The organism is Streptomyces flavofungini (assembly GCF_041028215.1).
Lineage (GTDB): Bacteria > Actinomycetota > Actinomycetes > Streptomycetales > Streptomycetaceae > Streptomyces > Streptomyces flavofungini_B.
In genome coordinates, this window is sequence record NZ_JASKYR010000593.1 from 1 (window position 1) to 4,777 (window position 4,777).

The window sequence follows — 4,777 nt, forward strand, 5'->3', positions numbered from 1 at the left end:
GGGCCGCGCACCTGGCGCGCCTCGACTCGGACGTCGTCGTCGGCACCCGCCCCGGCCTCAACGTGCACATCGCCCGCCAGACCGCGCGCGGCCCCCTGCGCGTCGGCCAGGAGCACCTCACGCTCGACAGCCACTCCAAGGAGCTCCGCCTACACCCGCAAGATGCGGCTGCCGGGCGTCCACGTCCAGGCGGTGCCCAACCCCGTGCCCGCCCCCGGCATCGAGCCCGCCGACGGCTCCCACAAGTGGGTCGTGGCGGCCGGGCGGCTCGCCCCTGTCAAGCGGTACGACCTGCTGATCAGGGCCTTCGACAAGGTGCGGCGCGAGCGCCCGGACTGGCGGCTGCGGATATACGGCGGCGGCAAGCAGAAGGAGAAGCTGCGCGCGCTGATAGACGAGCTCGGCCTCTACAACCACGTCTTCCTCATGGGCCCCGCCCACCCCATCGAGCCGGAGTGGGCCAAGGGCTCCATCGCCGCCGTCACCTCCAGCCTCGAATCGTTCGGCATGACCATCGTCGAGGCGATGCGCTGCGGCCTGCCCGTGGTCGCCACCGACTGCCCGCACGGCCCCGGCGAGATCATCGACAACGGTGTCGACGGGCGCCTCGTCGAGGTCGGCAACCCCGACGCCATCGCCGGCGGGCTCCTCGAACTGATCAACAACGACTCGCTCAGGCAGCGCATGGCGGGCGCCGCGCTCCAGGACTCCGAGCGCTTCGACCCCGCCCGCATCGCCGAACGCTACGACACGATGTTCTCCGGGATGCTCACCCGGGGGAACTCGCTGGGAGGCCGGATGCGCGGCTCCCTGCACCGCACACGCGGCGCGCTGCTCGGGGGCGCGTACGCGGTGCGGGATCTCGGCCGTGTCCAGACGAAGGGATCCACCGCATGACGGCCTTGGCCACCTCGAAGGCGGCGTCGCACACCGGGGACGAGGAGGCCGCCGACGCGCCGCGCGCCGACTGCGTCGCCGACTCCGCCGGGGGACTCACCTTCGACGTGACGGAACCGGGCGAGTACGAGCCGGACGACGTGGCCTATCTGCTGCTGCGCCGCCGTGACTCCGACGACGAGGTCCGGCTGCCCCTCACTCCTGCCGCCGACGGCCGGCTGCGGGCCGCGCTGCCCAGCAGTGTCGAGCTCGCCGAGGGCCGCTGGAACGCCTTCGTGCAGGTGGCGGGCGGTGCCCCGCGCCGCCTGATGCCGGGCCTCAACGACCTGCGCTCCCTCGTCGACCGGGCGCCGAGCGGCAGCCGGGGCTATGTCGCGGTACGCATCCCGTACGCGACGAAGCAGGGCAACCTCTCGGTGCGGAGCTGGCTGCGGGCGCCGCACGCCGAAGCCGGGGAGATCGAGATAGCGGACGCCGTCATGACCGTGCACGGCCGCGTCTACGGCGTCCCGCTGGCCAAGGACGCCTGTGCCGAGGCCGTGCGGCGGGCCGACCCCGGCCTCGTCCGCCGGGCCGAGGTCACGGTCGACGGGCCCCGGTTCAGCTTCGCGCTGCCGCACGGCGAACTCGCCGAGAGCGGCGCGGGGCCCTGGGACCTGTGGCTGCGCCCGGAGGGGGCGAGCGGCCCGAGGGTGCGCCTCGCGCGGCTCCTGGACGACGTCGCGGACAAGAAGGCGATCTTCACCTACCCGGCGCTGCGCCGCGAGACCCCGCACGGCACGCTGGAGACGGGCCCGTACTACACGAACGACAACGACCTGGCCGTACGCGTCCGCGAGGCCTAGGGCCCTTGGCCCGGATCAGGCCGGGCATCGCGGACCGTCGCTGTCCTGAATCCGGGGCACAATCGCGTCCATGTTGGAGACATCGGCCCGCCTGCTCCGCCTGCTCTCGCTGCTCCAGGCCCACCGCGAGTGGTCCGGCGCGGCCCTCGCCGAACGGCTCGGCGTGACCCCGCGCACCGTCCGCCGCGACGTGGACCGGCTGCGCGAACTCGGCTACCCCGTCAACGCGAGCCCCGGCACCGGCGGCGGCTACCAGCTCGGCGCGGGGGCCGAGCTGCCGCCGCTGCTCCTGGACGACGACGAGGCGGTCGCCGTCGCCGTCGGCCTGCGCACCGCCGCGGGGCAGGGCATCGAGGGCATCGGCGAGACGTCGGTGCGCGCCCTCGGCAAACTGGAGCAGGTGCTGCCGGGCAGGCTGCGCCGCCGGGTGGGCGCGCTGAACGCCTTCACCGTGCCGATGCTGCGCACCCCGCGGCCGGAGGGCGTCGACCCCGCCGTGCTCACCGAACTCGCCGGTGTCTGCCGCGACGCCGAGCGGCTGCGGTTCGCCTACCGCGACCACTCCGGGAGCGCCACCCGCAGGACCGTCGAGCCGCACCGCCTGGTCTGCACCGAGCGCCGCTGGTACCTCGTGGCCTGGGACCTCGACCGCGAGGACTGGCGGACCTTCCGGGTGGACCGCGTCGAACCGCGCCCGCCGCACGGGCCGCGCTTCACGCCGCGCCCCGCGCCCGCCGAGGACCTGGCCGCCTACGTCGCCGAGGGCGTCTCACGGAACGCGTACGCCACGCAGGCCGTCGTCCGCCTCCTCGTGCCGCTGGCGGAGGCGGCCCAGCGGCTCGGTCCCGCCGACGGCACACTGGAGGCGGAGACCGAGGGGAGCTGCCTGCTGCGCACGGGCGCGTCGAGCCTGGACGTGATGGTCTTTCACGTCATGTTCCTCGGCATCGAGTTCGAGGTGGTGGAGCCCGTCGAGCTGCTCGACCGGATCAGGACGGCGCGGGACCACCTGAGCCGGGCCCTGGACCGGGGTGCTCGGTCTGCGGATCCTCCGGCACCCGGCCGGGACCGTACCCCGTGAACGCCGCGTACTTCGGGTGGTGCAGGTCGAAGGCCGGGGACTCGGAGCGGACCCGGGGCAGCGTGACGAAGTTGTGCCGCGGCGGCGGACAGGAGGTCGCCCACTCCAGCGAGCGCCCGAAGCCCCAGGGGTCGTCGACCTCGACCTTCGCGCCGTACTTGGTCGTCTTCCATACGTTGTAGAGGAACGGCAGCGTCGACATGCCGAGCAGGAACGCCCCGATGGTGGAGATGCTGTTGAGCACCGTGAAGCCGTCCGCCGCCAGGTAGTCGGCGTACCGGCGCGGCATGCCCTCGGCGCCCAGCCAGTGCTGGACCAGGAACGTCGTGTGGAAGCCGACGAACAGCGTCCAGAACTGGATCTTGCCGAGCCGTTCGTCGAGCATCTTGCCCGTCAGCTTCGGCCACCAGAAGTAGAAGCCGCCGAAGGTCGCGAAGACGACGGTGCCGAAGACGACGTAGTGGAAGTGGGCGACGACGAAGTAGCTGTCGGTGACGTGGAAGTCCAGCGGCGGCGAGGCCAGGATGACGCCGGTCAGGCCGCCGAACAGAAAGCTGACCAGGAAGCCGACCGCCCAGAGCATGGGCGTCTCGAAGGACAGCGAGCCCCTGAGCATCGTGCCGGTCCAGTTGAAGAACTTCACGCCCGTGGGGACCGCGATGAGGAACGACACGAACGAGAAGAACGGCAGCAGCACCGCGCCGGTCGCGAACATGTGGTGCGCCCACACGACCACGGACAGGCCGGTGATGGCCATCGTCGCGCCGACCAGCGGCAGATAGCCGAAGATCGGTTTCCGGCTGAAGACCGGGATGATCTCCGTGATGATGCCGAAGAACGGCAGGGCGATGATGTAGACCTCGGGATGCCCGAAGAACCAGAAGAGGTGCTGCCAGAGCAGCGCCCCGCCGAACTCCGCCTCGAAGACCACCGAACCGAACCGCCGGTCCGCCTCCAGGACCAGCAGCGCCGCGGCGAGCACCGGGAACGCGATCAGCACCAGGATCGAGGTGAAGAGGACGTTCCAGGTGAAGATGGGCATCCGGAACATGGTCATACCGGGCGCGCGCATGCCGATGATGGTCGTCAGGAAGTTCACCGAGCCGAGGATCGTGCCGAAGCCGGAGAGCGCGAGCCCCATGATCCACAGATCGGCGCCGACCCCCGGCGACCGGTCCATGCTGTTGAGCGGCGCGTACGCGAACCAGCCGAAGGCGGCGGGCCCGCTCGGCACGAGGAGCGAGCCGAGCACCATGAGGCCGCCGAAGAGGAACAGCCAGTACGACAGCATGTTCAGCCGCGGGAAGGCGACGTCGGGCGAGCCGATCTGGAGCGGCATGATCTCGTTGGCGAACCCCGCGAACGTCGGCGTCGCGAAGAGCAGCAGCATGATCGTGCCGTGCATGGTGAACGCCTGGTTGAACTGCTCGTTGGTCATCAGCTGGAGGCCGGGCCTCGCCAGTTCGGCCCGCATCATCAGCGCCATGAGCCCGGCGGCCAGGAAGAAGACGAACGACGTGATCAGGTAGAGGTGACCGATCTTCTTGTGGTCGGTGGTGGTCAGCCAGTCCACGACGACCCGGCCGGGCCGCGCCTGCCGTACCGGCGGCTGGTCCGCCCGCACCGTCTCGGTCCCCATCGCTTGCCCCTTCGCCATCGCGTCCTGGGCCTGCCCGAAGCTCACGCCATGATGCTCGCGTCGGGGCCGACTCCGACAGGGGGCGTACGGGCCGCTTCCGGACGGCGGGGGCGGGGGCCTTCCCGGCCGGAATGGCGAATTCCCCCATGGCCCGTCAGCAGCCGTCCAGGGCACGGGGCGAGAAATTGCGGAGGGGGCGTAAAGGGCGCGAACCACTATTTTGAGGGCCGCTTTTCGGCACTGCCCGAACCGCCTTCACGCCGTCGCGCGAACGTTGCCGAATTACGTCGTGACAAGTGCGGAACCGCCCATACG

General features: G+C 71.3%; 3 protein-coding genes and 1 pseudogene. 3 read left to right on the plus strand and 1 reads right to left on the minus strand.

From position 1 onward, the window contains the following. From AB8Z36_RS30435 to AB8Z36_RS30445, 3 genes and pseudogenes are all read left to right on the plus strand, one after another. Positions 1 to 897 (plus strand): annotated as a pseudogene (locus AB8Z36_RS30435) (glycosyltransferase); the annotation flags it as partial. Then, entirely contained in the window at positions 894 to 1,742 is an 849-nt protein-coding gene (locus AB8Z36_RS30440) for a hypothetical protein (protein WP_369216611.1), read from the plus strand. The pseudogene AB8Z36_RS30435 and the gene AB8Z36_RS30440, both read left to right, overlap by 4 nt. Positions 1,743 to 1,812: 70 nt before the next feature. Continuing rightward, positions 1,813 to 2,823 carry a helix-turn-helix transcriptional regulator gene (locus AB8Z36_RS30445; protein WP_369216612.1) on the plus strand — a complete coding sequence of 337 codons (1,011 nt, stop codon included), beginning with the start codon at positions 1,813 to 1,815 and terminating at the stop codon, positions 2,821 to 2,823. Here AB8Z36_RS30445 and ctaD read toward each other — a convergent pair. Beyond that, positions 2,732 to 4,462, minus strand: coding sequence for an aa3-type cytochrome oxidase subunit I (gene ctaD, locus AB8Z36_RS30450; RefSeq protein WP_369216613.1), 1,731 nt, complete (start codon positions 4,460 to 4,462; stop codon positions 2,732 to 2,734). The two genes, AB8Z36_RS30445 and ctaD, sit on opposite strands and share 92 nt — an antisense overlap. Positions 4,463 to 4,777: the final 315 nt, after the last annotated feature.

Coding starts and splice junctions, on each gene's coding strand:
- AB8Z36_RS30445 (WP_369216612.1), top strand. CDS start 1,813: ATGTTGGAGACATCGGCCCGCCTGCTCCGCCTGCTCTCGCTGCTCCAG.
- AB8Z36_RS30440 (WP_369216611.1), top strand. CDS start 894: ATGACGGCCTTGGCCACCTCGAAGGCGGCGTCGCACACCGGGGACGAG.
- ctaD (WP_369216613.1), bottom strand. CDS start 4,462: ATGGGGACCGAGACGGTGCGGGCGGACCAGCCGCCGGTACGGCAGGCG.